Annotated in this window: 29 protein-coding genes; 27 read left to right on the plus strand and 2 right to left on the minus strand. The window is 50.9% G+C overall.

Annotation, left to right across the window (positions count from 1 at the left end):
* Positions 1-38 precede the first annotated feature (38 nt).
* The 27 genes from EDF78_RS00560 to EDF78_RS00690 all read left to right on the plus strand — a co-directional run bounded on the left by EDF78_RS00560 (position 39) and on the right by EDF78_RS00690 (position 22,531).
* On the plus strand, positions 39-365 hold the full coding sequence (locus EDF78_RS00560; RefSeq protein ID WP_133822246.1) for a capsid cement protein: 327 nt from the start codon (positions 39-41) through the stop codon (positions 363-365).
* Positions 358-633, plus strand: coding sequence for a DNA breaking-rejoining protein (locus EDF78_RS00565; RefSeq protein WP_133822247.1), 276 nt, complete (start codon positions 358-360; stop codon positions 631-633). Before EDF78_RS00560 ends, EDF78_RS00565 begins: the two co-directional genes overlap by 8 nt.
* A gap of 10 nt (positions 634-643) precedes the next feature.
* On the plus strand, positions 644-1,198 hold the full coding sequence (locus EDF78_RS00570) for a phage tail protein (RefSeq protein WP_133822248.1): 555 nt from the start codon (positions 644-646) through the stop codon (positions 1,196-1,198).
* Complete coding sequence (locus EDF78_RS00575) at positions 1,195-1,599, plus strand: phage minor tail U family protein (protein WP_133822249.1); 405 nt, start codon at positions 1,195-1,197, stop codon at positions 1,597-1,599. Before EDF78_RS00570 ends, EDF78_RS00575 begins: the two co-directional genes overlap by 4 nt.
* A gap of 7 nt (positions 1,600-1,606) precedes the next feature.
* Positions 1,607-2,344 (plus strand): phage tail protein, encoded by a 738-nt coding sequence (locus EDF78_RS00580; RefSeq protein ID WP_133822250.1) that lies wholly within the window; start codon positions 1,607-1,609, stop codon positions 2,342-2,344.
* Positions 2,345-2,354: 10 nt separating this feature from the next.
* On the plus strand, positions 2,355-2,762 hold the full coding sequence (locus EDF78_RS00585; RefSeq protein WP_133822251.1) for a phage minor tail protein G: 408 nt from the start codon (positions 2,355-2,357) through the stop codon (positions 2,760-2,762).
* Between the two features lie 20 nt (positions 2,763-2,782).
* Positions 2,783-3,097 (plus strand): phage tail assembly protein T, encoded by a 315-nt coding sequence (locus EDF78_RS00590; RefSeq protein WP_133822252.1) that lies wholly within the window; start codon positions 2,783-2,785, stop codon positions 3,095-3,097.
* Complete coding sequence (locus EDF78_RS00595; protein WP_133822253.1) at positions 3,078-5,405, plus strand: phage tail tape measure protein; 2,328 nt, start codon at positions 3,078-3,080, stop codon at positions 5,403-5,405. Before EDF78_RS00590 ends, EDF78_RS00595 begins: the two co-directional genes overlap by 20 nt.
* An 85-nt stretch (positions 5,406-5,490) precedes the next feature.
* On the plus strand, positions 5,491-5,922 hold the full coding sequence (locus EDF78_RS25665; RefSeq protein ID WP_133822254.1) for a zinc ribbon domain-containing protein: 432 nt from the start codon (positions 5,491-5,493) through the stop codon (positions 5,920-5,922).
* A gap of 104 nt (positions 5,923-6,026) precedes the next feature.
* Positions 6,027-6,368, plus strand: a complete 342-nt coding sequence (locus EDF78_RS00605; RefSeq protein ID WP_131693151.1) for a phage tail protein — start codon at positions 6,027-6,029, stop codon at positions 6,366-6,368.
* 56 nt (positions 6,369-6,424) lie between these two features.
* Positions 6,425-7,162, plus strand: a complete 738-nt coding sequence (locus EDF78_RS00610; protein WP_131693150.1) for a phage minor tail protein L — start codon at positions 6,425-6,427, stop codon at positions 7,160-7,162.
* A gap of 2 nt (positions 7,163-7,164) precedes the next feature.
* A complete protein-coding gene (locus EDF78_RS00615) occupies positions 7,165-7,884 on the plus strand; it encodes a C40 family peptidase (protein ID WP_133822255.1) in 720 nt (239 codons plus the stop codon).
* Positions 7,877-8,515, plus strand: coding sequence for a tail assembly protein (locus EDF78_RS00620; protein ID WP_131693148.1), 639 nt, complete (start codon positions 7,877-7,879; stop codon positions 8,513-8,515). Before EDF78_RS00615 ends, EDF78_RS00620 begins: the two co-directional genes overlap by 8 nt.
* Before the next feature lie 54 nt (positions 8,516-8,569).
* Complete coding sequence (locus tag EDF78_RS00625; protein ID WP_133822256.1) at positions 8,570-11,767, plus strand: host specificity protein J; 3,198 nt, start codon at positions 8,570-8,572, stop codon at positions 11,765-11,767.
* The gene (locus EDF78_RS00630; protein ID WP_133822257.1) at positions 11,767-12,081 is read left to right on the plus strand and encodes a hypothetical protein; all 315 of its coding nucleotides are present in this window, start codon (positions 11,767-11,769) and stop codon (positions 12,079-12,081) included. Before EDF78_RS00625 ends, EDF78_RS00630 begins: the two co-directional genes overlap by 1 nt.
* Positions 12,081-12,749, plus strand: coding sequence for a hypothetical protein (locus EDF78_RS00635; protein WP_133822258.1), 669 nt, complete (start codon positions 12,081-12,083; stop codon positions 12,747-12,749). The genes EDF78_RS00630 and EDF78_RS00635 overlap by 1 nt, the downstream gene beginning before the upstream one ends.
* Before the next feature lie 124 nt (positions 12,750-12,873).
* A complete protein-coding gene (locus EDF78_RS00640; RefSeq protein ID WP_133822259.1) occupies positions 12,874-13,110 on the plus strand; it encodes a cor protein in 237 nt (78 codons plus the stop codon).
* 56 nt (positions 13,111-13,166) lie between these two features.
* Entirely contained in the window at positions 13,167-14,537 is a 1,371-nt protein-coding gene (locus EDF78_RS00645; protein WP_133822260.1) for a phage tail protein, read from the plus strand.
* A 58-nt stretch (positions 14,538-14,595) separates the two neighbouring features.
* Complete coding sequence (locus EDF78_RS00650) at positions 14,596-14,790, plus strand: hypothetical protein (RefSeq protein ID WP_131693142.1); 195 nt, start codon at positions 14,596-14,598, stop codon at positions 14,788-14,790.
* A gap of 617 nt (positions 14,791-15,407) precedes the next feature.
* Positions 15,408-15,647 carry a hypothetical protein gene (locus EDF78_RS00655; RefSeq protein WP_133822261.1) on the plus strand — a complete coding sequence of 80 codons (240 nt, stop codon included), beginning with the start codon at positions 15,408-15,410 and terminating at the stop codon, positions 15,645-15,647.
* A 9-nt stretch (positions 15,648-15,656) separates the two neighbouring features.
* Entirely contained in the window at positions 15,657-16,040 is a 384-nt protein-coding gene (locus tag EDF78_RS00660; RefSeq protein ID WP_133822262.1) for a hypothetical protein, read from the plus strand.
* Between the two features lie 429 nt (positions 16,041-16,469).
* Positions 16,470-17,192 (plus strand): amino acid ABC transporter ATP-binding protein, encoded by a 723-nt coding sequence (locus EDF78_RS00665; RefSeq protein ID WP_095925857.1) that lies wholly within the window; start codon positions 16,470-16,472, stop codon positions 17,190-17,192.
* 54 nt (positions 17,193-17,246) lie between these two features.
* A complete protein-coding gene (locus EDF78_RS00670; protein ID WP_133822263.1) occupies positions 17,247-18,128 on the plus strand; it encodes a serine hydrolase domain-containing protein in 882 nt (293 codons plus the stop codon).
* Positions 18,129-18,199: 71 nt separating this feature from the next.
* A complete protein-coding gene (locus EDF78_RS00675) occupies positions 18,200-19,198 on the plus strand; it encodes an ROK family protein (protein WP_133822264.1) in 999 nt (332 codons plus the stop codon).
* An 88-nt stretch (positions 19,199-19,286) separates the two neighbouring features.
* Positions 19,287-20,459: an MFS transporter gene (locus tag EDF78_RS00680; protein ID WP_095925680.1), complete on the plus strand. Its 1,173-nt coding sequence runs from the start codon at positions 19,287-19,289 to the stop codon at positions 20,457-20,459.
* A 125-nt stretch (positions 20,460-20,584) separates the two neighbouring features.
* Positions 20,585-21,406: a Cof-type HAD-IIB family hydrolase gene (locus EDF78_RS00685; RefSeq protein WP_133822265.1), complete on the plus strand. Its 822-nt coding sequence runs from the start codon at positions 20,585-20,587 to the stop codon at positions 21,404-21,406.
* Positions 21,407-21,916: 510 nt separating this feature from the next.
* Positions 21,917-22,531, plus strand: a complete 615-nt coding sequence (locus EDF78_RS00690; protein WP_119824419.1) for a LuxR family transcriptional regulator — start codon at positions 21,917-21,919, stop codon at positions 22,529-22,531.
* Positions 22,532-22,558: 27 nt separating this feature from the next.
* Here EDF78_RS00690 and EDF78_RS00695 read toward each other — a convergent pair whose 3' ends face one another.
* Positions 22,559-23,143 carry a hypothetical protein gene (locus EDF78_RS00695; RefSeq protein ID WP_095925683.1) on the minus strand — a complete coding sequence of 195 codons (585 nt, stop codon included), beginning with the start codon at positions 23,141-23,143 and terminating at the stop codon, positions 22,559-22,561.
* 441 nt (positions 23,144-23,584) lie between these two features.
* Entirely contained in the window at positions 23,585-24,034 is a 450-nt protein-coding gene (gene mntR, locus EDF78_RS00700; protein ID WP_095925684.1) for a manganese-binding transcriptional regulator MntR, read from the minus strand.
* Positions 24,035-24,263: the final 229 nt, after the last annotated feature.

Consider the following 24,263-nt stretch of genomic DNA (forward strand, 5'->3'; position numbering starts at 1 on the left):
TAAAATTCGCCCCTTCGCGGGGCGTATGGAGCTTTGTTATGGCTAAGAATTTTGTGCAGGAAGGGCAGACCATTTCCATTACCAATACCGGTCAGGCGGTGATTGAGAGCGGCGCCCCCGTGGTGCTGGGTTCCCTGCTCGTTGTCTCACTGGTGGATATTGCCCCGAATGAAACCGGTACGGGCATGGCGGAAGGGGTATTCCTGCTGCCGAAAGTCTCCGCCGACGCCATTCCGGCGGGGACAAAAGTGTATATCGCGGACGGGGAAATCCAGCTGGCGGCGGCGGATGCCGTGGCGGCGGGGATCGCGTGGGAACAGGCCGGTGCAGGCTCGACCGTCGTTGAAGTCAAAATCAATGCCTAACCCGTTCGATGCGCTGGCGGCGCGGATGGATGCCACCACCGTCGCGCGCTTTGGGCGAGACGTGGTGATTAACGGCGCCGCGCTTACCGGCGTTGAAAGCCACTTTTTGCCCGAAATGGGGCCGGTCAGCGGTGATGGCCTGTCCGTGGTGATTTTTTCTGCCGCTTACCGGCCTCACCGTAACGATCAGGTGATGTATCAGGGCGAAAGTTACATCGTCACCCGCCATCAGGTGTTTAACGGAAAGCCGCAAATCTGGCTGGAATAAAGGGGAGCACATGACCATCAAAGGGCTTGAACAGGCGATCAGTAATCTGAACAACATCAGTAAGACCGCCGTTCCCCGCGCCTCGGCGCAGGCCGTGAACCGGGTGGCGGGGCGGGCCATCAGCCGGAGCAGTTCGTCGGTATCGAAGGAAACGAAGGTGCCGAGAAAGCTGGTCATGCAGCGCGCAAAGCTGAAAAAGGCCACGATGAACCGACCGGTCGCCACGTTAAAAATCAACCGGGGCAACTTGCCCGCCATCAAGCTCGGGGCCGCGCAAATGCGTATCTCCCGTCGTAAGGGCAACGTGCGCGGGCAGGGCAGCGTGCTGAAAATCGGGCGCTTCACGTTCCGCGACGCCTTTATTCAGCAGCTTGCCAACGGACGCTGGCACGTTCTCCAGCGCTCGGGGAAAAGCCGGTACCCGATTGACGTGGTGAAAATCCCCCTGACGACGCCGCTGACCAACGCCTATACGGTGGAAACAAACCGCCTGATGCAAAGCGATATGCCGAAAGAAATGGCTTCCGCCCTGAAAAATCAACTGAGGCTGATCATTAAACGATGATAAAGCACCCCAAAATCCGCAAAGCCGTGCTGGATGCGCTGAAACTTTCGGTGACCGATCCTTCCGTCACCTGGTATGACGGTCGCCCAAGTTTTCTTACCGCTGAAGACCTGCCTGCCGTAGCTGTCTACCTTTCCGGTGCTGAACCCACCGGCGAAACCCTTGATGAAGATGAGTGGCGGGCAACGCTTCACGTCGAGGTATTTCTTAAGGCGGTGAGTCCTGACACCGATCTCGACCTGTGGATGGAACAAAACATTTACCCCGTAGTGGGTGACATCCCGGCACTTTCAGACCTTATCGAAAACATCACGCCCGAAGGCTATGAGTATCAGCGCGATGATGAAATGTCGACGTGGGGCTCCGCTGACCTGCGTTACACCCTGACTTACATAATGTGAGGAATTTATGACCACACAACTCGAACCGACCAAAGGCGCGGGCACAACACTCTGGATTTACACCGGCAGCGGTGATCCCTATGCCAATCCGTTATCGGATCAGGACTGGACACGGCTGGCAAAAATCAAGGAGCTGACGCCGGGTGAAATGACGGCCGAATCCTATGACGACACATATCTCGATGATGCCGACGCCGACTGGAACGGCACAGCGCAGGGGGCTAAATCCTCCGGCGACACATCTTTTACACTGGCCTGGAAGCCAGGAGAAAGCGGCCAGCAGGATCTGGTTAACTGGTTTTACGATGGCACGGTGCGCGGGTACAAAATCCGTTATCCCAATACTGCTGTCGATGTCTTCCGTGGTTGGATCAGTAGCCTAGGTAAGGCGGTCCCGGTAAAAGAGGTGATTACCCGGACGGTAAAGATCACCAATACGGGCAAACCTGCTTTGGCCGAAAGCAATCAGACCGCCGCTTTACCGGTGACCGGCGTTACCGTCACGCCGTCAACAACCAGCGTGGTGGTCGGACAAAATGCGGTGATAACTGTGGCGGTTCTTCCTGACGGGGCGACAAACGGCTCGTTTAATGTTGCGTCTGCAGATCAGACCGTCGCCACGCTGACGGTATCGGGTAATACAGTCACAGCGAAGGGCCTCAAAGTGGGCACTACACAAATCATCGTGATGACCAATAATGGCCAGAAAGTAGCTATCTGCACATTGACCGTCACGGCGGCATAACGGAGCGAGCATGTTTTTAAAAACGGAACTGTTTGAGTTTAATGGGGCAAAAACCACGCTCTGCGAACTGTCGGCTCTGCAGCGCGTCGAGCTGTTGCATTATCTGGCCGCGCAGGAAAAAACGTTGCCCAAAGATGAACCCGACCAACAAATCCTGTCCGCCTCGCTTGTAGAACTGAATATCCGCGCGGGTGCGATGGTGGTCGCCATGTCACTGTGGCACAGCGAGTCACCGAAGCCGGATATTCAAGACCTCCAGCAACAGGTGATGAGCACATGGCCGGTAGAGGCCATCGGGAAGGCGGATACTCAGGTCAAGGTGCTGTCGGGCATGATCGAAAACCTTCAGGTAAACGAACAGGATACTCAGGGATCTGAAAACGCCGACAATACCGGGGAAACAGCGGAAAAGCGCTAACCCGTGGAAAGGATTTTGTCATGAAGCTGGCACGTGAGTTCAAACGACCTGACTGGCGCGCCATGCTTTCTGATATGTCCTCCAGCGATCTGGAGGAATGGCACCGCTTTTATGAGTCCCATTACTTCGAAGATGCGCTGCTTGATACACATTTCGCCGCGCTGAACCTTAATATTTTGTCGCTGGTATGCGGGGAAACCGATATTAACCTGGGCCATTTCAGTCTGCTAAAACCTCATGTGGTGGAGGAGCAGCCGGATCTCGATGATGAACAATTAATGGCTATCGCAGAAGGTCTGTCAGGAGGAGTTCGCTATGGCCCAGCCCGTGGGTGATTTGGTTGTCAGCCTTGATGTTGATGCCGCAAAATTTAATGAACAGGTTAGTTATGTCCGCAAGCAATTTACCGGCTTAGGGGCGGACTCGACGAAAGCCGGGACGCAGGTCCAGCAGGCATTCTCTAAACAGGAACTTGCTGCACAACGGGCCGGTATTTCTATCGGACAATATAAAGCGGCCATGCGTATGTTGCCGGCACAGTTTACCGATATTGCTACCCAGTTGGCGGGCGGCCAAAGCCCATGGCTAATTCTACTTCAGCAGGGAGGGCAGATTAAAGATTCGTTTGGTGGAGTCGCGAATGTTGCCAAAATACTGCTGACATATATCACCCCGCTGAATGCTGCGATCGGCGTTGGCGCCGTGGTCTTTGGTAGCCTTGGCATGGCTGTATATAAAAGCCGGCAGGAGATTGCAGAAGCCAGCAAAATCATTCAGGGATCGTTAGGGTTAAGTGGCAGTGCTGCGGAAAAGCTGGCGCAAAATATTCGCGCTATTGCTGATTCGTCTGGCGACTCGATTAAAAGTGTCGCCGATCTCTTCATCACCACGAAAGATGGCGCTGACGAAGCAACGCAGAAAATGATTGCAGTCGGATTCAGTTATCTCGACGCCAAAGCTAAGGTCAGTGAATACAAAGGATCATCTGACTTTACCAGCCTCAATGCCCAGATCGAAGCGCACCGACTTAAGGTTCTCGGTATTCCGGATGCGTGGACCGACGCGGAAGTGGCTGTCAGAAATTATTATTCGGGTGTGAACTTAGGCAAGCAAAACGTCGCATTAGGGGGGGCTATTGATCCCATCGTTGGCGTTCTTGAGCAGGCGAAGCAGTTAAGGGGGGACCTCACAAAAGCCACGATAGACGGTAACCTTGCAACACAGAAATCAGTGGAATGGATAAATAAGGAATATCTGGCTACGGATGCTGTTGCAGGAGCTGAAGCTAAACTCAAAGACGCCAGGGAACAGTCGCGGAGAATTGCCTTCTCGGGTGATGCTACCGCTATCGCGAATGCGCAAAAACTCATTGTCCTGCGTGAAAAAGAAGTTGAGCAGGCCAAGAAACGGCAAGAACCGAAAAAAACGCGGGTCACCACTTCTGCGGGAGACCGGGCAGAAGACAGCGCCCAGGGCGATTTACTGTCTCTGCAGGCACAGTTGAACGTGTTGCAGCAGCATGCGAGCGTAAACGATGTTATCAGCCAGCAACGCAAAGATCTGTGGCAAACCGAAAATCAGTACGCAGTACTCGAGCAGGCGGAAAGCAGCCGACAATTGTCTGCACAGGAAAAATCCCTGCTGGCACATAAAGATGAAACGCTGGAGTACAAGAGGCAACTGGCTGCGCTGGGCGATAAGGTCGTTGCCCAGCAACGTCTAAATGCGCTTTCCGATCAGGCCGATAAATTTGCCCAGCAGCAGTCGGCAAAACGCGCCGCACTGGATGCCCAAGCGGAGGGGGTTTCCTCTCGTCAGGCTGACCGCGCGGCCACCTTGCAGCGTCTGCAGGAAACCTATGTGTTTAATCCCTCTGCCCAGCAACGCGTTCTGCAGGAACAACAGAAAACGTATGATGCAGAGGACGCTTTGCGGTCAAACTGGGTGGCTGGCGCGAAACAGGGCTGGGCAGAATATGCCGAATCAGCAACGGATGTTTTCACTTCTGTTCAGCAGGTCGCACAGGCGGGATTCAATGGTCTTGCTGACAGCCTGACAAGTCTGACGACTACCGGTAAAGCGAGCTTTAAAGAGTTTGGCGTCTCAATTTTAAAAATGATCAGTCAGGTTATCAGCCGGTTGATTGTTGCCTATACGATTCAGTCTGCGATGGGATGGATAAGTGGAGGCAGTGTCAAATCCTCCTCAAACACATCCTTTTCCTCGGGCGCCTACAGTAATTTACAGCTGGCTTATAACGGCGGCTACATCCGGGAGTTTGACGTGGGCGGCTACACCGGGCACGGCGGTAAGTATGAACCTAAAGGCATCGTTCACGGCGGAGAGTTCGTTTTCACCAAGGAGGCGACCAGCCGTCTGGGCATAGCCAATCTTTATCGCTTGATGAAAGGGTATGCAACGGGTGGCTATGTTGGTAATTCAGAGTTGGGTGGGGGAAGATTTGGATCTTCCGGCATTAGCGTTTATGCGCCGGTGACCATCGACCAACAGTCAGCTGCGGGTGAAACCAGCATCAGTGATACGACAAATACTGCCAAACAGCTGCAGGGCATCGTTCAGCAGGTTCTATCTGAAAGGCTCAGGAAGGAAATGTCGCCGGGGGGGCTGTTGTATAAAAAATGAATGAATTATTGATGATTTGAAAGTAATTGTGTTGATTTTCCCTGATGGTAGGATGTGATTATTCATAAAGAATTGGGGAATTGTTGTGAAAATTATAGGGTTCGTAGCATTTGTTATTGGCATGGTTATTATCATTTCAGCCACCTTAATGGACGTTAGTGTTGCCACTGAGGCTGGTTATAGAGTGAATAATATAGGCCTGATTTCAACCAGGCAGAACGGAATAATAGCAGGTGGTTTTATTACTCTTTGTGGCCTATTGCTGGCTATATTTGGAGATAGAATAAAAATCAATGCTGTAAGTGTTAAGAAATGTCCATATTGTGCTGAGCTAGTTAATATAGAAGCTAAAAAATGCAAACATTGCGGGAGTGAAATATCTTTAGAGAAGATCTCTGAAAAAGAGGTAATTAACAAAGAGGAGATGTCTGATTTTAATTATCCACAATATCTTTTTATTATAGTTGGCGTCGTTTTTGTTGTAATAATTTCAATACTTTTTATTCCTAAGTTGTAAAAGTGAGATGGCATTCTAGTTTGCATTTCCAACTTGATAAAGATAATTAAATAAACCTATTCAATATCATCAACCCGCTCCGGCGGGTTTTTTATGGGTGAGATATGGCGACTGATACCTTTACCTGGCGAACGCAAAAAAGTGCACAGGGTACCGACACGGTCAGAACGCTGCAGGCACAGTTTGGCGATGGCTATAAGCAGGTTGCCGAAAGCGGCATTAACGTGAACGACGAAAGTTGGAGCCTGAGCTGGACCGGAAAAAAAACGGATGCGGCTACGATCCGGAAATTCTTACTGAGCCACGTAATTTCATCGTTCTGGTGGACAAATCCCTGGGGAGAGAAATATTTATGGCGTGTCAAATCTGACTCCCTCTCGGTCAGTTTTCCCGCCGGTAATAAAGCCACGCTGACTTTTACCTTTGAAAGGGCCTTTGCGCCTTAATATGAATACAGTCCTGAAAGGTTGCCTGCGGGCGGCTTTTTTTATTGGGAGAAACCATGAGCTTTACGCAGGATGTACAGGCGCTTGAGCCGGGGCAGCTGATCCAGCTTATTGAGATTGATGGTACTCAATTTGGTTTGGATACTGTTTTGCGCTTCCATGCGCACAATATCGACTTCGAAGGCTGGAATGCTTTTGCCTCGGAAAACCTGCCCTCCATTATCTGGCAGGGCAATGAATATGATCCCCATCCTTATGAGCTTACCGGTCTTGAATTGACCAGTACGGGTTCTCAGCCTGTACCCACGCTTTCTATCGGTAACGTAGGCAATTACGTCACGGCGCTGTGCCTGCAGTATGACGATATGGTGAAGGCGAAAGTCAAAGTTCACACGACGCTGGCGAAATACCTCGATGCGGCTAACTGGACATCGGGTAACCCCACAGCCAGCCAGACGGAAGAGCGGGTTCAACTCTTTTATATCAACGCCAAAAAAGCCGAGACGCGCATTCAGGTCGACTTCGAGCTGTGTTCTCCTTTCGATGTCCAGAGCCTACAACTGCCGACCCGCCAGATAACCCCAGTGTGCACCTGGTGCATGCGAGGTTGGTACCGCACTGGCACCGGGTGTGATTACGCGGGTTCAAATTACTTCCTCAAAGATGGCACGCCAACAAATAATCCGGCGCTCGACGTTTGTGGTGGGCGAATGTCAGATTGCAAATTGCGTTTCGGTACAGAAAACCCGCTGCCATTCGGCGGGTTTCCGGCGGCAAACTTACAGGGTAAATAACCATGCGCGAAAAACTGATGAATGAAATCCGTGCGCATGTATCAGCCGAATATCCAAACGAAGCCTGCGGCCTGATCGTTGAAACCGGTACCGGTCAGCGGTTCATACCCAGCCGAAATATCGCTGATAAACCTGCTGATACTTTCACGCTTTCGCCCGATGACTACCTGGCAGCCACTGAGTTGGGTGATGTCATTATGGTGATCCACTCGCACCCCGATGTGGTGCAGCTGGTGCCGTCAGAAATGGACCGCATCCAGTGCGACCACTCCGGCGTTGAGTGGGGGATCATGTCGTGGCCGGACGGTGATTTCTGTACGCTGTCACCGCGCGGCGATCGTGAGCTCGCGGGGCGGCGCTGGGTGCTGGGGCATGCTGACTGCTGGTCACTCATCATGGACTACTACCGGACGGAACACGGCATTATCGTAAACAACTACTCGGTTGACCGTGAATGGTGGGTTAATGGAGAGGAAAATCTTTATGACGATAACTGGCAGGCGGAGGGGTTCGTAGAGGTTGACGCCAGCGGCATGCGGCCGGGAGACATGATCATGATGCGCGTTCAGGCGCCGGTGACCAATCACGCGGCGATTTATCTTGGCGAAAACATCATGGTTCACCACCTGTTTGGCAACCTTTCTGCCCGCGTTCCGTACGGCAAATATTATCGTGACCGGACGGTGCGGGTCGTCCGCCGTAAGGAGTTAATGCATGTTTAAGACAATGACGCTGAAAGGTGGTCTTGCGAAGAAATTCGGTAAAGTTCACCGGTTCCACGTGGCGGATCTAAACGAGTTTCTGCGCGCGATGTGCTCGCAGGTGCAGGGATTCAAAAAGTACGTATCGAATGCTCACCTCAACGGGGTGAAATTCGCTTTTTATAACGGCAAGAACAACATCTCGATCGAAGAATTCGACATGTCAGCGGCAGCTACCGAATACACCATGGTGCCAGTCATTGAAGGCGCAAAGCGTGGAGGGACCTTACAACTCGTCATTGGTGCAGTGGCTTTAGTTGCAGCATTTTTTACAGCAGGGACGACTATGGCTGCGTGGGGAGCTGCAGTGTCGGCCACAGCAGCGGGCACCGCGACCGCTTCTATGGCTGCGGCGACTATTTTATCGGGGGTTGGTTTAAGCATGATGCTCGGTGGTGTAGTTCAAATGTTGACGCCGCAGCCGGGTTTCAATGTTGGATCTTCCTCAAGCACTGATAACAAAGCCAACTATGCGTTCGGCTCGCCAGTGAATACGGTGGCTATGGGTTATCCGGTACCGCTGCTTTATGGTCAGCGTGAAATCGGCGGTGCAATCATCAGCGCGGGGATTTTCTCCAGCGATCAGCAGTGAAAAAAATACAATTTCTAATTAACCCGCTTCGGCGGGTTTTTTAATGGGTGAAATATGCGACTTCTTGACGGTGAGACCATTATCCAGGGTGCAAAAGGTGGCGGTGGCAGCGCCCATACACCGGTCGAACAGGCCGATGATCTGCTGTCTGAAGCAAAGCTAAAAATGGTTATCGCCCTTTCAGAGGGTGAGATTCAGGGTGACCTGGTTGCTCAGCAAATTTTCCTTAACGATACCCAGCTGGCTAACGACGACGGCACGTATAACTTCACCGGTGTAAAGTGGGATTACCGCAAAGGAACGCAGGATCAAACCTATCTGCAAGGCATGCCGGAAATTGACAACGAATCTTCCGTTGGCATTGAAGTCAAAGAAGCCTCGCCGTGGACACGTCAGTTTTCAAACCTCACGCTTGATGCCATCCGTATCAAGCTGAGCCTGCCTATTCAGTATCAGTACAAAGACAACGGTGACATGGTGGGGACCGTCACCCAGTATGCAATTGACCTTTCTACTGATGGCGCCGCCTACAAGACAGTGGTAAACGGCAAATTCGATGGGAAAACCACATCGGAGTATCAGCGAGATCACCGTATTGATCTCCCCTCTGCCACTACTGGCTGGACGATACGTGTCCGGCGCATCACCGCCGATTCGACTTCGACCAAACTCATCAATGCCTTCAAAGTATTTTCATTTGCTGAGGTGATCGACAGCAAGCTGCGGTACCCGAATACTGCGCTGCTCTATATCGAACTGGATTCCAGCCAGTTCAACGGAAGCGTGCCGAAAACAACCTGCAAGCCAAAGGGGAAACTGATCCGGGTGCCCACCACCTATAATCCGGTAACCAGAACCTACAGCGGGACGTGGGCAGGTGATTTCAAAATTGCCTACAGCAATAATCCAGCATGGATATTTTACGACCTGGTGCTGGATGAAATTTACGGCATGGGCAACCGCGTAGACGCAACCATGATCGACAAATGGGAGCTTTACAGCATCGCGCAATATTGCGACGCGGCAGTGTCCGACGGCGCCGGCGGCACCGAACCACGCTTTACCTGTAACGTTTTCATTCAGAACCAGCAGGACGCTTATACCGTTTTGCGAGATCTTGCCGCCATCTTCCGTGGGATTACGTTCTGGGGAAACGACCAGATATTTGTGCGCGCTGATGTGCCACAGGATGATGTTGATTTCACATACCACAGCTCTAACGTAGTCGACGGCCTGTTCACCTACGCTGGTGGTTCCTATAAAAACCGGTTTTCATCCTGTCAGGTCAGTTGGTCTGATCCGGGTAATCACTTTTCCGACACCATTGAAAGTGTTTACGAGCCAGAACTGGTAGAGCGTTATAACTGGAATGAAACTCAGCTGACGGCAATTGGGTGCACCTCACAGAGTGAGGCACACCGTCGCGGTCGCTGGGTGATCCTGTCAAATGCGAAAGACGGCACGGTCTCGTTCGGCGTCGGTCTTGATGGTTACATTCCGATGCCCGCTGAGATTATCGGGATTGCCGATCCGTTCAGAGCCGGGAAAGCCAACGGTGGCCGCATCAGTGCGGTGAATGGCAGAAACGTCACGCTTGACCGTACAGCTGATTATGGGATCGGCGATCGTCTTGTGGTGAATTTACCGGATGGTACAGCGCAGACCCGGACAATCAGCGCCGTGAGCACCGACAAGAAAACGTTCACGGTGGCAACAGCTTACCGGATGACGCCGGTCGCTGGCGCTGTATGGGCCATCGACAGCGATAACTTAGCGATACAATATTTCCGGATCACGTCCATCGCGTCGAATGATGACGGCACCTTTACGGTTGCCGGTGTTCAGCACGACCCGAATAAATACCGGTATATCGATGATGGCGTAAAAGTCGACTCTGCGCCGATCACCGTGACGCCTACCAACGTCATGAAAGCACCTGCCAATATCCTGATTACAGAAGTTGACCACGTTGCACAAGGTCTCACAGTGGCATCGCTTCAGGCAGCCTGGGATAAAGTGGAGGGCGCAATAAATTACACCGCCCAATGGCGCAAAGATAACGGTGACTGGGTAAATATTGGCAAGACCAGTGCGCAGGGTTTTACCGTTCAGGGAATTTATGCGGGCGTGTACGATGTGCGCGTCCGGGCTATCAACGCCGTCGATGTGTCCTCTCCGTGGGGATACGCTGATTCGACCACACTGAACGGCAAGGTAGGCAAGCCGGGAACACCAACCAATCTTTTGGCAACCAACAATGTCGTGTGGAATATTGATATCACCTGGGGTTTCCCGGCGGGATCTGGTGATACGGCTTACACCGAACTCGAGGTAACCACAACAGCGGACGGACTTAACCCGCAGTTCCTCGCCTACGTTCCGTATCCGGGGGTGAGCTACCAGCACGGGCCAATGCCGGCAGGTGTGAGACGCTGGTACCGGGCACGCCTTATTGACCGCATCGGAAACACCGGTGACTGGACTGGTTTTATTGAAGGCGCGAGTAATGCCGACGCCGATGACATCCTCGGCGATATCATTGAAGACTTCATGAACTCAGAAGATGGAAAGGCGCTCTTGGCGCCGTTACAAACCAGCCCTGAAGCCATTTTGCAAAACGTGATGGCAACTTACGATACGGTGAATCAACAATGGGCTCAGTATGGCGACAATAAAGCGGGGATCATTCAGGCACAAAAAGTCGCGGCTGATGCCGAAAGTTCTGTGGCTCAGTTAGAAACGGATGTGGTGGCTCAGTTTGCCGAAACGGAAGCGGCGCTTCAGGAAAAGTTTACAGCATACGCGGATGCCTCAGGCGGCTCAGCTATTTACACGCTGAAAACCGGTTTGAAATATGGTGGTGTTAATTATGACGCTGGCCTGTCTGTTGCGGTCACTATTAATGGCTCAACCGTTGATACCCGTGTTGCCATCAACGCAGATAAATTTGTTATTGCCAGTGGGAGTAGCAATAACATTTACTCTCCTTTCACGGTACAAAACGGCCAGGTCTTCATCTCTCAAGGTTTTATAGGAAATGGCTGGATCACCAATGCGATGATCGGCGATTACATCCAGTCGAATAACTATGTGGCAGGCGTTACTGGCTGGAGGCTTGATAAAGGAGGCACATTTATCAATATGGGGACTTCCGGCAATGGTGGCAAGAAATCTACAAACGTAACGGACAGCGTGAAAGATGAAAACGGTGTTCTTCGCGTTCAGGTTGGCTTAATTACGGGGGTCTGGTAATGGCTAACTGGGGTATTCAGACGTGGGATGCAAACGGAAACCCGAACAACACCGGTATAGTGCCGGTGTTGGTTGTGGCCACCGTGTATTTGAGTGCCGGGCAGGTTTCCGGCACGTATTCTCACAGCGTGCCGACAGGATTTAAAGTTGCCGCAATTCAGTCACCGATTACTGGTGATGCATATTCTGGATCACGCCGAAAAGTTACTGGCACTGGTGGCACGATAACAATCAGCGATGCGAATGGAGACTATTCAGCCGGGACATATACCGCTGATGAGTGCTGGTTAATCATTTATTTGGTGAAAGTATAATGGCAACCTGGGGCGCACTATTTACTGATCAATACGGAAATCCGTGGATTACACCGGACACAACGCCGATGTGTCTTGTGCAGAAGATTGTTTTAACACCGTCGACGGGGGGATCCTACAATTTGCCGGTGAACTCATCTTCGCCGTTTATTATTGCCTGCCACGCCACGGTGGCAAATACGCTTTTCTATATCAGAAAGGTTGGTTCGACTTATACCCTAAATTACTCAGTATCAGGTGTCGGCGGAAGTCCGGGCACGGTGACAATTTATATTTTTGGATACGTCATCCCGCAGCCTTTACCGAAATGGGGCGTTGCTATATGGAACGCTGCCGGGCAGTGCATTTTAACCAATGAAACAAAGGTGATGAACCCGCCGGTTGGGTACGGAACGATTGGGTCAACCACGGACATTGGCTATCTCGTTGATAAGACCGTTGCAGGAAAGTGGGCGGTTCTGCCGCGCGTGATGGGTATTGTGGTGGGGGTTTTAGGCACCACTCAGCCACGGCCCTGGACTTCTCCCATTGATACCTCTGCGTATTATAACGGGTCATCTACGAGGCTGCGCGCAGGGACCCGGGATGCGCCTGGTGAAGAATTACATAATGTTGGGTATTCAAATTCAAGAGACCAAATATTTGCAATAGACGTTTCCCGTTATTAATCAATCAGTAACATAAACGATCGTTAAAAACGATCAATCTTAAATAATTGATCTGTTTAACCAATTATCCCGCCGTAATATTCATTGCTACTGTCCTTTTATCTACGTTAAAAGGGACGAAAACATGAAGAATATTTTGATGGTGCTGACCATTGTTTTGCTGGCATCCGGCTGTGCCGGTGTGCTTGAAAAGCAGGAATCTGTTTGTTCTGGTACTGCCCTTATCGGAGGACAGGAAGCCCATGTGCAGATTTATGGCGTTCGGCAAGTTGGCAGTCAGACCCAGTATAAGGCTGGTGATCCGTTCGGCTGGCGCTGGGTAAGTAAGACGAATTTCATCAGTACAACATGCGATAAATAACCTCGCAAATTCTCATAAACCCGCTTCGGCGGGTTTTTTTATGCCTGGAGCAAAACATGTCGGCAGGAACTATCTCATTAACCAATAACTCTGCAACCGTGACGGGGACTGGTACCGCCTTTACCACTGACTTAAAAGCAAACGACTTTATCGTCGTTATTGTTGGCGGAGTGACATATACCCTTGGGGTCAAAGCAACAGCATCCGCAACATCACTAACGTTAATCACCCCATATGGTGGACCGACTGTCACCGGTAACGCATGGACTGCGGTACCGAATGCGACACTGGTTGGTATCACCGCACAGGTAGCCGCAGATGTTGCAAAAGCTATTCGAGGGTTGAACCTTGATAAGGCCAATTGGCAGCAGGTATTCAGCGGTACCGGAACAATTACGGTCACGTTGCCAGATGGCTCAACGTATTCCGGCCCAGCCTGGAACAGCCTTACTACTTCACTCAATAATAAGGCTGCAAAAGGCGCAAATACCGACATAACATCTATTTCCGGACTGACGACGGCGCTGACAATTGAGCAAGGGGGTACAGGTGCTAATACCGCAGCATCAGCCAGAAGCGCGTTTGGCTTGGGGTCAATTTCAACCGCAAATGCAGCGGCTTCAGTTGTTGATGTAACGCCGGGCGTGGCGGTAAGAAATGGGGATTACGGTATTGGTGGTATCGGTGGTGCAGGTAACGGGGTACCAATCGGCAGTTATGGGAATAATGCGAACTATATGGCGCTCAATGGCTGGTATGGCGGTGCCGGAGTTAGCGCAATTAACCATTTTGATGGTTTTTCTCCACTATTGACCATGAGCCGTTTTGCGGGTGGTTATATTGCCCAGATGCAAATCACACAAACTGGCTCTTTCGGTATTCGCGGAGGTGTTGGCGCTACAACGAGTAACCAGGGAACATGGTCAAATTGGTTCACGGTGTACACGACCGGCAACACAACAAAAGCATCAAACGGCGTTCTGTCAGCAGCGTCACCAGTTGCCAGAGTAGTGCAGTCAAAATCAGCATGTACTCGCCCTGATATTGCAGAAGACTCATTTGAATGGTGCGGTGCAGGGGTCGCGAATGAAGAAGCCCGGGGCATCACTATCACTCGGGTTGATGTCGGCGTTTATACGGTCGCTGGTAGCCTCGGTTTTGCAGAGGACAGCTGGCATCTCAAAGCACCTGCTGATCCTGCTGGGAATGGGGATTTAGCAATCGTTGAAGGCGAACAGGCAGAAGATGGCACGCTGACAATTAAGCTGTTCAAAAAGCGTTATAAGCTGAATGAGGAAACTGGTGATATTGATCTGATTGCTGGCGCATCGATGGATGTACCAGCCAATTCCTGGATTGATGTCCGTATGCTGATGCCGCCAGTTGCTGTTGATGGGGTGATCAGCGAAGAAGAAACTGACTCTTAAGCATTGAGCTTCATTTTTGTATAGGTGTGATAATCTCAAAGAAAATTGAGAGGTTATTATGCTTACAGACGAAGAACATTTGTTAATACGTCAGGAGATCGGTGATGCGGTCGCTGTTGTCCTTGAACAAGGTAAGATAGTGAGTGTGGAAACAATAATTACGCAGCTGGAGCGGAAACAGCAAAAAGTAGTTCATCTGCATCATAAAGATAGGTTCAAGCACGCCATCGAATTTCTGATCTCAATGTCATAAAAAAGCCCTCGCAAGAGGGCCAGTGAACATCACCAAATTTAGTTTCGGAACGAGAGCTATGCTCCCGAAGAGATATTAGTGGCTTTGAGGAATTTCGCTTAAGAAAAAAGGTTTCGTAATTAAAGAAACTCTGGGATGTTTTACGAATAAAAAAAGCCCGCTCGGACAGCGGGCTAATATCAAAGTTATCAACATTACTTAGTACTGGAAGGTAGTCACTCCATCCAATGTTAATTTTAGTTTAAGACAGTATAAAAGCTATTTTTTGGACAAAAAGAACCCACCGGCTAGGTGGGCTATTCAAGGATAGGAATACTTTATGCCTTGGCAGGCTTGCTGCTCTTTCGTCAGCTCTTCTAAGAATAGTCTTATGCCTGGTGTTTTCCAGATTGAAAGCAAAAAAACCACTTTCGGTAGAGAGTGGGCAGAATGCGTGTTCTAAGGCTTGCTTACGAAATGTGAATGGTTTAACGACATCAATCATTTCATGACTTCCCTTTAAGGCTAGTTTATTTTCTCTAAGATCAACCCCCTAAGATTTACTTCCCCATCAGACCTTCACAATCCCAACCCACCATGATTATACTGTATGCATAACCAGTATTCGTGAGGTGGCTATGCCAAGATATTCCGACATCAAAGGTGCATTCATCAAAAGCATCACCCTTGATCCAAAGCGTGGGCAGATAGTGACAACTGCCCGCTTCGTAGAGGAGCTGGGGAAGGTGAATCATCACTGGACGCTTCAGCAGGCCAATGAGTGGATAGAGCACTATCAGTCGTACTTCCGCGATTACTCAGATCATGACAGGGAAGATAAGCGATATTTTCTGCAAAATATGGGCTATGTGCGATAAGGAGGAGCTATGGGATTTCCATCACCTGCAGGTGACTACATTGAATCGCGTATCGACCTGAATAAAGTCTGCAATTGCACCGGGCCGGCATCTCGCCTGTACATCGCCGAGCGGTACCATGGGAAACATATCAACTCCGGCACGATGCTGCTGATAGATCCGGCAATCAAGCCGGTCGACGGTAATCTTCTGCTTGCGCGAATTAACGGGGATCTTGATGTTTGGCGGCTGGTGACAATCCTGCGCCGTGGGCTGGAATCATTGATCGACCAAAACGACTTCATTGCTTTTGGTGATGAGTTCTTAGACGACGAGATAATTATCGAAGGTGTGGTGACATTCATCATCTACGACGCAAGGAATGAAGTGTTCGATGACACCGTGGTGTTTTGATTTGTGGCTGGTGATTTATAAGGGCGAAAAAAAACCTCCGTTGGTGACGGAGGTTCTCTTAACAGAAGGAGCCGCGTATCTTTTACGTATCCTTTTCTGTCCAGATGGTGTCAGCGCGTGGTCCTAACTCCGCTCATAACTTACTGGTTTATATGAGCTTGTCCTGCCACTGTCCTATCTAAATTGGTGGAGCTGGGGGGATTTGAACCCCCGGATATTTGCTCTCATTATCCTGAGTTAAGAAATGGATTGCCTTCCAAAACCCCTTCTGCAAAACTAATTTAATTCATCGTGAATTCAGAGACTTGCAAACCCCGCTTTTTACCTGTTTTTACACAACAAAAACCAACAATAACTACTAATAATCATGCAATTACACAACTTTAACCCGTCTACTGGTTCAACACATGGAAAAGAGGTTTGGCAAAAGTGATTCACGTTAAGGATTTACAGAAGCAGTTTGGCGAAACCCATGTTTTGCGCGGCATCTCGTGCGATATCGCAGAGCAGGAAGTGGTGTGCATCATCGGGCCGTCCGGCTCCGGCAAAAGCACCTTTCTGCGCTGCCTGAATGCGCTGGAAAAGCCGAATGGCGGTGAAGTGGTGGTCAACGGTTTCGCCGTGCATGACCCGAAAACCAATCTGAACACGCTGCGTTCCGGCGTCGGTATGGTGTTTCAGCGCTTTAATCTGTTCCCGCACATGACCGTGCTGGAAAACCTGATCATGGCGCCGATGTCACTGAAAGGGCTGAGCAAAGCGCAAGCCGTATCACGGGCAGAAAAGCTGCTGCAAAAAGTCGGGCTGATCGACAAAATCGATGCCTGGCCTGCCAGTTTGTCCGGCGGGCAGCAACAGCGCGTGGCGATTGCCCGTGCGCTGGCGATGGAACCGTCAGTGATTTTGTTCGATGAACCGACATCGGCGCTCGATCCGGAACTGGTCGGCGAAGTGCTGGCAGTAATGAAACAACTGGCGCTGGAAGGCATGACGATGGTGATCGTCACCCACGAAATGGGCTTCGCCCGTGAAGTGGCCGACCGCGTGGTGTTTATCGATCAGGGTGTGATCCAGGAACAGGGGCCGCCAGAGCAACTGTTCAGCGCCCCTGAAAATCCCCGTACGAAGGCATTTTTGAGTAAAGTGTTGTAATCCTCCCGGGCGCACTGTGCTGCGCCCGTTTTCTCACCCTGACGAGGGCTGTCCGTGCCGCAATTCCATTCTTACTGCATTTCCTCCACCGGCGAAGAAACGGGAAGCGGCGATCTCAACGCGCGTTTCCCTTACTGGAGTTTTACCAAAACCGCCATCGCGATCTGCGCGCTGAAACTGGCTGAGCAGGGTGTTCTGCATTTGGATCACCCTGTGGAGGGGGAAAACTTTACGCTGCGCCAACTGCTCAGTCATACCGCCGGTCTGCCTGATTATGGCGCACTGGGCCGCTATCATGACGCGGTTGCCGCCGGAGAAGAGCCGTGGCCGCGTGAGACATTACTCGCCGCCGCTTTCGCCAAAGGCAGATTGTTTGCGCCCGGTGAAGGCTGGTCGTATTCCAATATCGGTTACATGTTCGTACGTGAACTTATCGAGGCGGTGTCAGGCAAAAGCTTTGCTCAACTGGTGAATGACTTCATCAGCCAGCCGCTCGGGCTGACCAGTGTTTTTCACGTCACCACCCGCGAACAGTTCGCAGAACTTCATTGCCCGGCGGCCGGACATTATCATCCGGGTTGGGTGTATCACGGCTGTCTGGCGGGTAACGCACCGGACGCGGCAAAACTGCTGCATGGGCTATTTTCCGGCCAATTACTCAGCGCGTCGTCGCTGGCGGAAATGCAGGTGACGTATCCGCTCGGCGGCGCGATTGCCGGGCGTCCGTGGACCGAATGCGGCTATGCGCTGGGGCTGATGTGCGGCGCGATGGGCGGGAGCGGTCGCGTTGCCGGCCATACCGGCGGCGGCCCTTCCTGTGTCAACGCGGTGTACCATTTTCCGGATCTGCCCGATGCCATGACCGTTGCCTGTTTTGCCGAAGGCGATCATGAGGGAAGTGTGGAGTCGGAAGCGGGCAGGCTGGCAAGGGCGTAAGGTAATGGCCTCTTTTTGAAGCCACTTTGTGCTAAATTAGCCGACATTCTTACCGGCATTCCCGAGGCAACATGATCACTCCGCTCAACCGTACCACCCGTGAAATGAAGATCAACAATGTGGTGCTGGTCACCAGTGCGTTGAAATCGCTGGGGTCGGCGACCAAAGCAGATCTGGCGGGGGTGACCGGGCTGAGTATTGCCACCTGCGGCGCGGTGCTCAACGATCTGAGCCTGAGCCGCGAAGTGCTGGCGCTGGAACGGGAAGTGTCACGCGGCGGCCGTCCGGCACAGCGTTATGCCTATAACCCGGATTTCTTCTCCGTGCTGAGTCTGTATGCGCAGGGCAGTGATGCGGGCGCGCAGATTATCTGGTCGGTGAATACCGCCACGGGCGAAAGTCTGGCGCAGGGCGAGGTGCGTTTTCTGCCACTGACCCTGACCCGGTTTTATCAGCAAATTGAGCGTCTGCTGGCGGAGTATCCCAACATCAAAGCCCTCGGTATCGGGTTGCCGGGGGTGGTGGTAAAAGGCACCGTCGCGACCTGTGACATCAGTGCCTTCGCCGGTGTGCCTGTGGAGCAGCAGTTGCGCGAGCGGCTGGGGATTTACGTGCAGGCCGACAACGACATGAACTACACCGCCTGGGGATTTTACCGCAGCAGTTGCGCCGGTGTGACCGCGCCGGTGGCCTATCTGTTCAAACCGGCGGTGCCGTGTCTGGGCTGCGGCATGGTGGTCAACGGTCAGGTTTTGCACGGTGCCAGCCAGTTTGCCGGTGAAGTCTCCAATCTGCCTTATCGGGATATGGATAAACTGCCGGTGGCCGAAGAGATGGCGAAGGTGGTGATCTCTCTGGCGGCAATCATCAACCCAGCGACCATCGCGCTCTCCGGCCCTAAAATCAGCGAGGCGCTGATCCCTGAACTGACCGCTCTCTGCCTGCAACATATCCCGGCGCAACATATGCCCGCACTGATTTACCGTCCGTCGATGCGTCAGGATTATCTGCAAGGCATCACGGAACTGACCCTGAGAAATTACAACCTGCACGTCGCTTTCGGCGAGTGATCCGCATTGACTTTGTTTTGAGCGCGCCTTTATACTCGCCACTTATTAAAAGTCTTTTAATAAGTAATTTACCTGCCGGGAGAAGCCGATGTCATTGTCCTCTGAGATGGAAAGTCTGAACGCGCACGCCGGAAGTCCGGCCAGACGGGTCGCCACGCGGGCGATATTTTTTGTCACCGGCATGGCGATGGGGCTATGGGCGGCGCTGGTGCCTTACGCGCAAATGCGTACGCACTCGGAGGCCGGTGATCTCGGCTTGCTGCTGCTGTGTCTGGGAGCCGGTTCGCTGCTGTCAATGCTCGGATCGGGACGGATCATTGGCCGGTTCGGTTGCCGCGCCGTGATCATCGCCGCTGTGGTGTTGTACTGCCTGATGCTGCCATTACTGGCGTTTTTCAGCGATATCTGGCTGCTGGCGCTCAGCCTGTTTATTTTCGGCATGGGTATCGGGCTGGCCGATGTGGCGGTGAATGTGCAGGGCACGCTGGTGGAACAGGCGGCGGATAAACCGCTGATGTCCGGTTTTCATTGCCTGTGGAGCGTCGGAGGCATCGCCGGAGCCGGTGGCGGGGCGCTGTTGCTCAGTGCCGGGGTGTCGCCCCTTGGCAGCACGTTTTGCGCGGTGGCGCTGGTCGCTGTGGTCACGGCGTATTCCTTTCGCGGCATGCTGCCTTTTGGCGCGCATGAAGAAGACGCGGGCGAAGGGAAACCGAAAGCCAGACCCAATTTCAGGCTGATGCTGATGGCTGTTATGGCGATGATCTGTTTTATGGCAGAAGGCGCGGTGCTTGACTGGGGCGGCGTATTTCTGACCCGCGAACGCGGTCTGGCGCTGGAACATGCGGGCTGGGGATTTGCCGTGTTTGCCGTGGCGATGTCGCTGATGCGTCTGACCGGTGATGCGATTGTCAGTGCGCTCGGACGTAAACGTATTCTGATAGTCGGCGGCGTGCTCGGTATTGCAGGTTATCTGATGGTGGTGTTGTTGCCGGGCTGGATCCTGCCACTGTGCGGATTTGCCCTGGTGGGGATCGGCGCGGCGAATATCGTGCCGGTGCTGATCACCCTCGCCGGTCAGGAAAAAGTGATGCCGGTGAACATGTCCGTGGCAATGGTCGCGACGCTGGGCTATCTCGGTGTGCTGGGCGGTCCGGCGCTGATCGGGTTTATTGCCCATCTTTCCAGCCTGTATGTGGCGTTTTCGGCGGTGGCGGCGGCATTTCTTGTCATTACGTTTGGGGCTTATAAACTGAAGTACTGAAGGTGCGTGAAAAACGATTTAAAACTGAGTGGCAACCTTGCCAGCTGACGCCTGAACCCCGTCAGCCTTTTTTTATTCTTAACTTTGTATTTTTAATCCGATACCCGACCCTGTAAGGAGTTGTAATGGCTGTAAAACTTATTGCCGTCGACATGGATGGTACATTCCTTAATCAGCATGGCGAATATAATAAAGCCCGCTTCCGCGAGCAATATCAGCAACTGCTGGCGCGTGACATCAAGTTCGTGGTGGCCAGCGGTAACCAGTATTACCAGCTGAAATCCTTCTTTGATGATATCGATGAACAGATCGCTTATGTGGCCGAAGGCGGTGGCTATGTGGTCGATAAAAAACAGGAAATTTACTGCGGTAAACTGGAACCGGCGCAGGTCGCCGACGTGCTGGACTGGATCAGCCGCACCCCTGGCATCAACACTATCGTCTGCGGGCGAAAGGGCGCGTATGTCCTTAAGGGTACCGACGACGCTTATATCAGCCGCATGCGCCGCTATTATCATCGCCTGAGCCCCGTTTCTGATTACGCCGATATCGATGACACGATTTTTAAATTTGCCCTCAGCTATGTGGAAGATGACGTGTATCCGCTGATGAGTGAAATCAATGCCCGCCTGGGCGGCATCGTGTCGCCGGTGACCAGCGGACATGGTTCAGTGGATCTGATCATTACCGGCAATCATAAAGCCAGTGGCCTGCGGAAAATTCAGCAAATCTACGGGATCCGCGACGACGAAGTGCTGGCATTCGGTGACAGCGGCAACGATCTGGAAATGCTCAGTTACGCCGGTTTTGGTTTTGCCATGGAAAATGCCTCTGAACCGGCGAAAGCCGCGGCAAAATACACCGCGCCCTCACACCGTGAAGAAGGCGTGCTGAAGATTATTGATGACGTATTGAACAACCAGCCACCTTTCAGCGAAAGCGCCTGATCCCTCCCATGCCACCCGCCGGACAGCGTTTCCGGGTGGCATGCTTCAAACATTTTGTGCTGAAAACCCTCGCTGCGCCACAATTCAGAAATATCGATGAACAGCCTCTAAAATTCCTACTGCCATTAACCAAAACGTTGACGCAAGCTGCCTTGTGGTGATTTTTTTTGCAAAAAACACCCTGAATGCGCGGCCGGAAAATTGATGTCAATAAAGTCAATCAGACGGTGTAAATAAGGCATGAAAAAATAATAAAGGATATACCGCTATGCGCGCAGAACGTTTCGGAATTTTCTCCCGCATGGAATGATAACTGCCATCATTTAAACAGGTATTGTTATGTTTTTATGGTTTTTTATGACATAACTCTAAAATTCCTAACTGTTTGTATTGTTATCCCAAAATATCGACATAGGAAATATCCCGAATTAAGATTGCCGGGCATTCGGGAGTTTTAGGATTTTTCTTCTGAAAAGGGCAAAACGGAAAGTGATACCAACGGAATGATTAATGAAACATACAGTGATTATCCACTCTGGTTATTATGAGAGGCTGACTATTTCGTCAGTACTTAATCATCTTGACTTACAAACGCACCCTTTTATGTCGCTCAATGAATTTTACAATTCAGGGGTAGGGATGGGCGTTGATAGTATTATTCTCGAGGTGAAAGACTCGCCCGAAAATTTCAATGCGGTGATGAAATTTATCCGCAGAATGGATTTTTTATACACTCCCCCGCGGCTTATCGTCGTCACCAAAATTGAACAAACTGATAAGCTGGCCCTGCTCACGGAAGAGGGGATTGATATGCTGATCTCCGAACAGGAAGCGTTGCCTGTGCTCAGGAAAATGCTCATTACCGGTGCCGCTGATCTGAATTATCAGATGGCGATCAGCCCTTATTTACAGCAAAAGCAAATGGCTTCAGTACAGTCGGCACAACAGTGCCTGACGGCAACGGAATGGGAAGTATTAAACGAAATAAAAACCATGAAAACCAATGCCAGTGTGGCGGAGAAAATGGGAAAGAGCAGTAAGACGATCAGTACTCACAAGCGAAATGCGATGAAGAAACTGGGGTTGAAAAATTCGATTGAATTGTACAAATACCTGATGCAATAACCTGGCTACGATCAGCCAGGTTGAGGTTCAGAGTGAGTGATTCAGTACCCGGTTAAGATAATTGAACAGTTCTTTGGTATTCTTTAATTTAAGTTTTCGCATGGCGCTGTATTTATAATAATAAAGATTCGACAAGGGGATCGAGGTGGCTTTTTCGATATTTCTCATTGTCGGATCTTGAGATAAACAACGGAGCAAAATCGCTTCGTTTTTCGTCAGAACATAGTCCTCGACGAAGGGCCGCAGCGCGTCATAACGGGCTTTCAGTAAGCTATCAAAGAAGAAGAAAATCTTTGAAAACGAATGCTCTTTGCATAAATGAAAGTCTGCCAGCCGGCTGTTGACGATCACATTGTCGCTCAGGATGACAAATTTCGCCTCTCCCTGAAGTAACGACTTTAAATTGTAGATAAACTTATCAATATTAAACTCGGATTTCACTTCTCCGGGTTCAATAATGTAAATGTCGTACGTTCCCTTCTTTGTATCAAGCGCATCTTCCGCACTGATTTGATTGAAAGTGATGCTCTTTGGTGTATGGGCTAAAGAAAATAAATGCTTTAATCCGATATACGTCAATGTGCATGAGTCAATAAGTGCAATGCGCATCATTAATTCATTCCTTTAAATGAACTTATTCTCCGTAAAAGACATTGCATATATTCAATGATATCCCTCCGTTATTATCATCAAATATGCCTGTAATCATAATATATAGTCTGGTTCTCGTCGTCAACGTAACCGAAATTTATTGATTAAGGTTTATGTAATTAAATATTCCGACTTTGCAGGCATAACTCTTTGATAATTAGAATCAAATAGGAATTTTTGTAATGATTGGTATTACCCGTTTAGGATTATTTTTTCATTTCTATATCTAATACTTAAATAATCCTAGACTACTCCATAAAGTTGACATGATTATACAATAAACAATATAGGAAAATGATGATGAAGTGTACAAGACGCTTAATACTTTCATTTGTATTTTAAAACGAAAGTTTTGTCATTAATAAAACCGCCGGGAACCCGGCGGATGAGAACAGATTTTGTTCAGAGGGTGGCTTTGCGGCTTTCGGTAAAACGACGGAACGCATCAAGGGTTTCGTCACTGACATGATGTTCAACCCCTTCCGCATCGAGACGCGCGGTTTCCGCGCTGATCCCCAGTGCGATGAAAAACGCTTCCACCACGTTATGGCGCTCGCGGTTTTCGGCGGCCAGTCTTTCGCCTTCCGGTGTCAGGAACGTCCCGCGATAAGGCAACTGATGCACCAATCCGGCGTTGGCCAGACGTTTCAATGTTTTTGCTACGGTAGGCTGGGAAACCCCGAGACGCGCCGCCAAATCAACCTGACGGGCTTCGCCAAATTCATGAATTAAGTCTGAAATCAGCTCAACGTAATCGTCCATTAATTCCCGGCGATGCGCCTCGCGCACCTGTAAAAAACCCTGAGCGTGTTCTTCCACATCCAGTAATGGATTTATTTTTTTCTCTTTCACTACGCCTGCCTCTTGCTAACTCAATGGTTTTTCCGCCCCCGCGTACATCACGGCAACTCACGCATTGTAAACCAAGTGCACACATCTACCAATTTCTGAAAACTTTGCCTTGGCTATGGAGTATAGCCTGTGCTATACCTGAGTAATAAACCGCCGGTTGATGTGCAGTGTGACAGGAGAACTTTCATGGGAAATGGACAGAACATCGTAAAATTATTCAGTCAGTCGC

It is taken from the genome of Rahnella sp. BIGb0236, assembly GCF_004364755.1.
Taxonomy (GTDB): domain Bacteria; phylum Pseudomonadota; class Gammaproteobacteria; order Enterobacterales; family Enterobacteriaceae; genus Rahnella; species Rahnella victoriana.

Coding starts and splice junctions, on each gene's coding strand:
- EDF78_RS00560 (WP_133822246.1), top strand. CDS start 39: ATGGCTAAGAATTTTGTGCAGGAAGGGCAGACCATTTCCATTACCAAT.
- EDF78_RS00565 (WP_133822247.1), top strand. CDS start 358: ATGCCTAACCCGTTCGATGCGCTGGCGGCGCGGATGGATGCCACCACC.
- EDF78_RS00570 (WP_133822248.1), top strand. CDS start 644: ATGACCATCAAAGGGCTTGAACAGGCGATCAGTAATCTGAACAACATC.
- EDF78_RS00575 (WP_133822249.1), top strand. CDS start 1,195: ATGATAAAGCACCCCAAAATCCGCAAAGCCGTGCTGGATGCGCTGAAA.
- EDF78_RS00580 (WP_133822250.1), top strand. CDS start 1,607: ATGACCACACAACTCGAACCGACCAAAGGCGCGGGCACAACACTCTGG.
- EDF78_RS00585 (WP_133822251.1), top strand. CDS start 2,355: ATGTTTTTAAAAACGGAACTGTTTGAGTTTAATGGGGCAAAAACCACG.
- EDF78_RS00590 (WP_133822252.1), top strand. CDS start 2,783: ATGAAGCTGGCACGTGAGTTCAAACGACCTGACTGGCGCGCCATGCTT.
- EDF78_RS00595 (WP_133822253.1), top strand. CDS start 3,078: ATGGCCCAGCCCGTGGGTGATTTGGTTGTCAGCCTTGATGTTGATGCC.
- EDF78_RS00605 (WP_131693151.1), top strand. CDS start 6,027: ATGGCGACTGATACCTTTACCTGGCGAACGCAAAAAAGTGCACAGGGT.
- EDF78_RS00610 (WP_131693150.1), top strand. CDS start 6,425: ATGAGCTTTACGCAGGATGTACAGGCGCTTGAGCCGGGGCAGCTGATC.
- EDF78_RS00615 (WP_133822255.1), top strand. CDS start 7,165: ATGCGCGAAAAACTGATGAATGAAATCCGTGCGCATGTATCAGCCGAA.
- EDF78_RS00620 (WP_131693148.1), top strand. CDS start 7,877: ATGTTTAAGACAATGACGCTGAAAGGTGGTCTTGCGAAGAAATTCGGT.
- EDF78_RS00625 (WP_133822256.1), top strand. CDS start 8,570: ATGCGACTTCTTGACGGTGAGACCATTATCCAGGGTGCAAAAGGTGGC.
- EDF78_RS00630 (WP_133822257.1), top strand. CDS start 11,767: ATGGCTAACTGGGGTATTCAGACGTGGGATGCAAACGGAAACCCGAAC.
- EDF78_RS00635 (WP_133822258.1), top strand. CDS start 12,081: ATGGCAACCTGGGGCGCACTATTTACTGATCAATACGGAAATCCGTGG.
- EDF78_RS00640 (WP_133822259.1), top strand. CDS start 12,874: ATGAAGAATATTTTGATGGTGCTGACCATTGTTTTGCTGGCATCCGGC.
- EDF78_RS00645 (WP_133822260.1), top strand. CDS start 13,167: ATGTCGGCAGGAACTATCTCATTAACCAATAACTCTGCAACCGTGACG.
- EDF78_RS00650 (WP_131693142.1), top strand. CDS start 14,596: ATGCTTACAGACGAAGAACATTTGTTAATACGTCAGGAGATCGGTGAT.
- EDF78_RS00655 (WP_133822261.1), top strand. CDS start 15,408: ATGCCAAGATATTCCGACATCAAAGGTGCATTCATCAAAAGCATCACC.
- EDF78_RS00660 (WP_133822262.1), top strand. CDS start 15,657: ATGGGATTTCCATCACCTGCAGGTGACTACATTGAATCGCGTATCGAC.
- EDF78_RS00675 (WP_133822264.1), top strand. CDS start 18,200: ATGATCACTCCGCTCAACCGTACCACCCGTGAAATGAAGATCAACAAT.
- EDF78_RS00680 (WP_095925680.1), top strand. CDS start 19,287: ATGTCATTGTCCTCTGAGATGGAAAGTCTGAACGCGCACGCCGGAAGT.
- EDF78_RS00685 (WP_133822265.1), top strand. CDS start 20,585: ATGGCTGTAAAACTTATTGCCGTCGACATGGATGGTACATTCCTTAAT.
- EDF78_RS00690 (WP_119824419.1), top strand. CDS start 21,917: ATGAAACATACAGTGATTATCCACTCTGGTTATTATGAGAGGCTGACT.
- EDF78_RS00695 (WP_095925683.1), bottom strand. CDS start 23,143: ATGATGCGCATTGCACTTATTGACTCATGCACATTGACGTATATCGGA.